Annotated in this window: 3 protein-coding genes and 1 pseudogene; 2 read left to right on the top strand and 2 right to left on the bottom strand. The window is 69.2% G+C overall.

Annotation, left to right across the window (positions count from 1 at the left end):
* Window positions 1-465: pseudogene (locus IEY69_RS22160) on the top strand (IS630 family transposase); the annotation flags it as partial.
* Window positions 466-574: 109 nt separating this feature from the next.
* Here the strand turns inward: IEY69_RS22160 and IEY69_RS21450 are convergent.
* On the bottom strand, window positions 575-868 hold the full coding sequence (locus IEY69_RS21450; protein WP_229784203.1) for a GNAT family N-acetyltransferase: 294 nt from the start codon (window positions 866-868) through the stop codon (window positions 575-577).
* A 110-nt stretch (window positions 869-978) separates the two neighbouring features.
* Window positions 979-2,166, bottom strand: coding sequence for a glycine C-acetyltransferase (locus IEY69_RS21455; RefSeq protein ID WP_189075105.1), 1,188 nt, complete (start codon window positions 2,164-2,166; stop codon window positions 979-981).
* Between the two features lie 100 nt (window positions 2,167-2,266).
* Here IEY69_RS21455 and IEY69_RS21460 point away from each other — a divergent pair, with 100 nt between their 5' ends.
* Entirely contained in the window at window positions 2,267-3,829 is a 1,563-nt protein-coding gene (locus IEY69_RS21460) for a PAS domain S-box protein (protein WP_189075106.1), read from the top strand.
* The last annotated feature ends 61 nt before the right edge of the window (window positions 3,830-3,890 follow it).

Consider the following 3,890-nt stretch of genomic DNA (forward strand, 5'->3'; position numbering starts at 1 on the left):
CGCACGTGGTCGACCAGGGGCGTCACGCCCCTGGTCACGCTCCCGGCCCATTGGGAGAAACTCTCGACCATCGGTGCGATCACGTCGGATGGGCGGTGCTTCTAGCATACGAAGTCTGGGGCGATTCGGAGTGGGGACGTCATCCGATTCTTCCAGCACCTGCTCCGCCACGTTCAGGGGGAGATCGTGGTGGTGCTGGAGAACGCCGGGATCCACCGGGCGAAGGCAACACAGGCGTTCGTGGGTCTCCACGAACGCCTGTCGCTGGTGTTTTTGCCGCCCTATGCGCCGGAGTTGAACCCGATCGAGCTGGTGTAGGCGTATGTGAAGCGCAGTGTGCTGGGAAACTTCTGTGCCCGCTCGGTCTCGGAGCTGAAAGCGAAACTGGTGACGGCTTGGCAGCGGGTTCGGTATATCGACTTGCCTCATCAGCTCATAAATGCGAATCTATGCCGCTATCAATAAAGTCAATGTGAGGGACGTGGTGTTGCCCCCAGAGTGGAACTGAACACCGTTGTCAGAGGGCGGGGAGTTGAAGCTGAGGGGACCCGGTGCCCTGACGCCTGCCGGTGGATCATGACCGCAGCGGCAGCAGTCCGGCGTGCGTGGGTGTGAAGCTACACGCGGCGTAGAAATGGTTCAGATGGGGCTCGTGGTCCACGTGGAGCCACGCCACGTCCGCAGATTCCCGCGTGGCGCGGACGGCTTCCTGAACCAGCCGCGTGCCGATGCCGCGCCGCTGCCAGTCCGGATGCACGGTCGCGTCCAGCAGGAAGGCGTGCACGCCGCCGTCCCAGGCGACGTTCACGAACCCCACCAGCTGCCCCGCGTGGTACGCGGTGACCCAGGTCAGACTGCGCTCCAGCACCGCCGCCCAGCGTGACCCGTCGTCCAGGCCGCCCCACGCGAGGGACCGGAGGCCACCTAGCGCGGGCAGGTCCGGCCACTCGCGGACGCGGTACGTGACGGGCGGCGCGCTCAGGAGATGATGCCCAGCGTGCGCCCCACCTCGGCGTACGCCTGCAGGGCGTGATCCAAGTCCTCGCGGGTGTGCTCGGCCGTCACGATGTTCCGGATGCGGGCCAGCCCCTTGGGGACGGTCGGGAAGCCCAGACCCACCGCGAACACGCCCCGGTCGAACAGCAGGCGGCTCGCCTCAAACGCTGCCGGAGCCTCCCCGAAGATGACGGGCGTGATCGGCGTGGTGCTGCCGAAGATGTCGAAGCCCAGGCCCTGCAACTCCGCCTTGAAGTACCGGGTGTTCGCCCACAGGCGCTCCATCAGGGTCGGGTCGCGCTGCACCTCGTCCAGTGCGGCGGCCAGCGCACCCACCGTCGCGGGGGCCTGCGCGGTGCTGAACAGGTACGGGCGGGCGCGGTTGATCAGCAGCTGCCGCAGGTCCCCGTGCCCGGCGGCGTACCCGCCCACGCCGCCCCACGCCTTGCTGAGCGTCCCCACCTGGATCACGTCGTCGGCGTACTCGAAGCCGAAGTGATGCACCGTGCCGCGCCCCGCTTCGCCCATCACGCCGCTACCGTGCGCGTCGTCCACGTACGTCACCGCGCCGTACTTCCGCGCGACCGCCACGAGCCGGTCCAGCGGCGCCACGTCCCCATCCATGGAGAACACGCCGTCCGTGACGACCAGTTTCAGGCCGTCCGTATCGTGCTCTTTCAGCAGCCGCTCCAGATCATCTGGGTCCGCGTGTTTGAACACCTTCTTCGTGGCCTTCGTCAGGCGCAGCCCGTCGATGATGCTCGCGTGGTTCAGCTCGTCGCTGACGACCAGATCGCCCTCGCGCAGCAGGGCGCCCAGCACCCCCTGGTTCGTCGTGAACCCACTGTGCAGCACCAGCGCGCTCCCCGTGTGCTTGAACCGCGCGATCTGCTCCTCCAGCTCCTCGTGAATGCGCAGCGTCCCCGCGATGGTCCGCACCGCGCCCGCCCCCACGCCCCAGGTCTCCAGGTACTCGGCGGCGCGCGCCTTCAGGGCCGGGTGATCCGCGAAGCCCAGGTAGTTGTTGCTCGCGAGGTTCACCACCTCACGCCCATCCACGCGCGTCCGGGCGCGGTTCGCGCTGTCCAGCACGCGCGGATGAATCAGCAGCCCGCTCTCACGCAGGCCGGACAGCTCGGCAGTCAGACGGTCAGACAGGGAAGTGGCCATGCGGGCAGTCTAGTTCACCCCCCGGACCGCCGACCCGGTACGCCAGACACCCCGCCACCACCGGATGAAAAACGGTCCGCGCGTACATTATGGTGCCAGGGTGCTGCCCTCCCGCCTGCGTGACCACCTCCCCGCCCTGACCGGCGCGGCCACAGCCATCGGCACGCCCGCCGACCTGGACGGTCACCTGCTGCGTCCCCTGACGCCCCTGCTTCAACTCCAGTGGACCCGCTGGCAGCGGGACGGCATTCACTGGACGCCCGCCAGCCACAGCGCCGCCCCGCCCAGCCACGCCCCCACCCCCCCGGCCCTGCTGGACACCCAGGACGCCGCCCTCCCGGCCCTGACCGTCACCGCGGACGGCCTGCTGCTGCAGGTCACGCCCGACGACGCCGCGCAGCTGACCGGACCGACCCCCAGCGCGCAGGAACAGGGAGAACTGCTCGTGGTGGCCCAGGTGGCCGCCCTCGCGCTGCGCCACGCGGCCCTGACCCGTTCGGCCGACACGACCCGCGCCGTTCTGGCCCGCGTGCAGACGCTCGCGAACCTCAGCCCCATCGGCATTGCCACCGGCAACCTGGACGGCCAGCTGGTCGAGGTCAACGACGCGTACCTGCACCTGCTGGGCTACACCCGCGAGGACTTCGACAGCGGACTGATCAACTGGGTGGACCTCACGCCCGCCACCGAACGCGCCGGAGACGAGGCTGCCTTCGCCCGCGCGTTCACGCACGGCACCAGCGGCTGGTACGAGAAGACCATGATCGACCGCTACGGCCAGCCGCTGCCGGTCGAGGTGCAGCTGCTGCGCTACCACGACCAGCCGGGCGACCTGGTCATCGGGTACGTCCGCGACCTGCGGGAACGCCGCGCGCTGGAAGTCGAGCGGCAGGCCCGCGCCGACGCCACCGCCGCGCAGCTCAGCCGCAGCGAATCCGACCTCGCGCAGCTGGCCGCGCAGCTGCACGCCCAGAACACCGAACTTGAGGCCCGCACCGCCGTCCTCGAAGGTTTCGCGGAACTCACCCGCGACCTCACCCTGGAAGGCGACCTGTACGCCCTGATCCGCCGCGCCCAGCAGTTCGCGCAGCACCTGCTGCCCAGCGGATTCGCCGTGTACTACGAACCCGAAGGGGACCTGTGGCGCCTGAAATCCCAGGTGGGCGACCTGGGCAACCCCGACCTGCAGGCCGTGCTGAACGCCGGCATCTCCTTTACCGGCACCCCGAACCTGCTGATCCCCTGGCAGACCCGCCGGCCGTACTACCAGGAGCACTACGACCACGCCGCCGACGGCCTGGAGACCCTCACCGCGCAGCTGCAGACCACCGCCACCCTGCCCGTCACGGTCCACGGCCAGCCGCGCGGCATCTTCGCTTTCGGCCTGAACCACGCCCGCAACTGGCGCCGCACCGACAAGGCCGTGCTGGAAAGCGTCTCGCAGAGCCTCGGGCTGGCCATCGAACGCGCCGAGCAGGCCCGCACGCTGCGCGAACACGCCACCGAACTCGAGGTCCGCACCCGCGCCTTGGAAGCCTTCGCGGAACTGTCCCGCGACCTGACCCTCGAACCCGACCCGGTCGGTCTGGTGGCCCGCGCGCAGGACATCATCGTGGAGCTGCTCCCCCAGGCCGTCACCACCTACTACGAACCCGAAGGGTGATCTGTCAAGGGTTTGGTGGAGCGTCAGTTCGGGATGGGGGCCTGCTCCTCGAAAGCCGTCG

Origin of the sequence: Deinococcus sedimenti (assembly GCF_014648135.1) — a bacterium.
In the GTDB taxonomy this organism is placed as follows: Bacteria; Deinococcota; Deinococci; order Deinococcales; family Deinococcaceae; genus Deinococcus; species Deinococcus sedimenti.

Bases quoted from the DNA above. Each gene is read 5' to 3' on its own strand.
- IEY69_RS21455 (WP_189075105.1), bottom strand. From the start codon at position 2,166: ATGGCCACTTCCCTGTCTGACCGTCTGACTGCCGAGCTGTCCGGCCTG.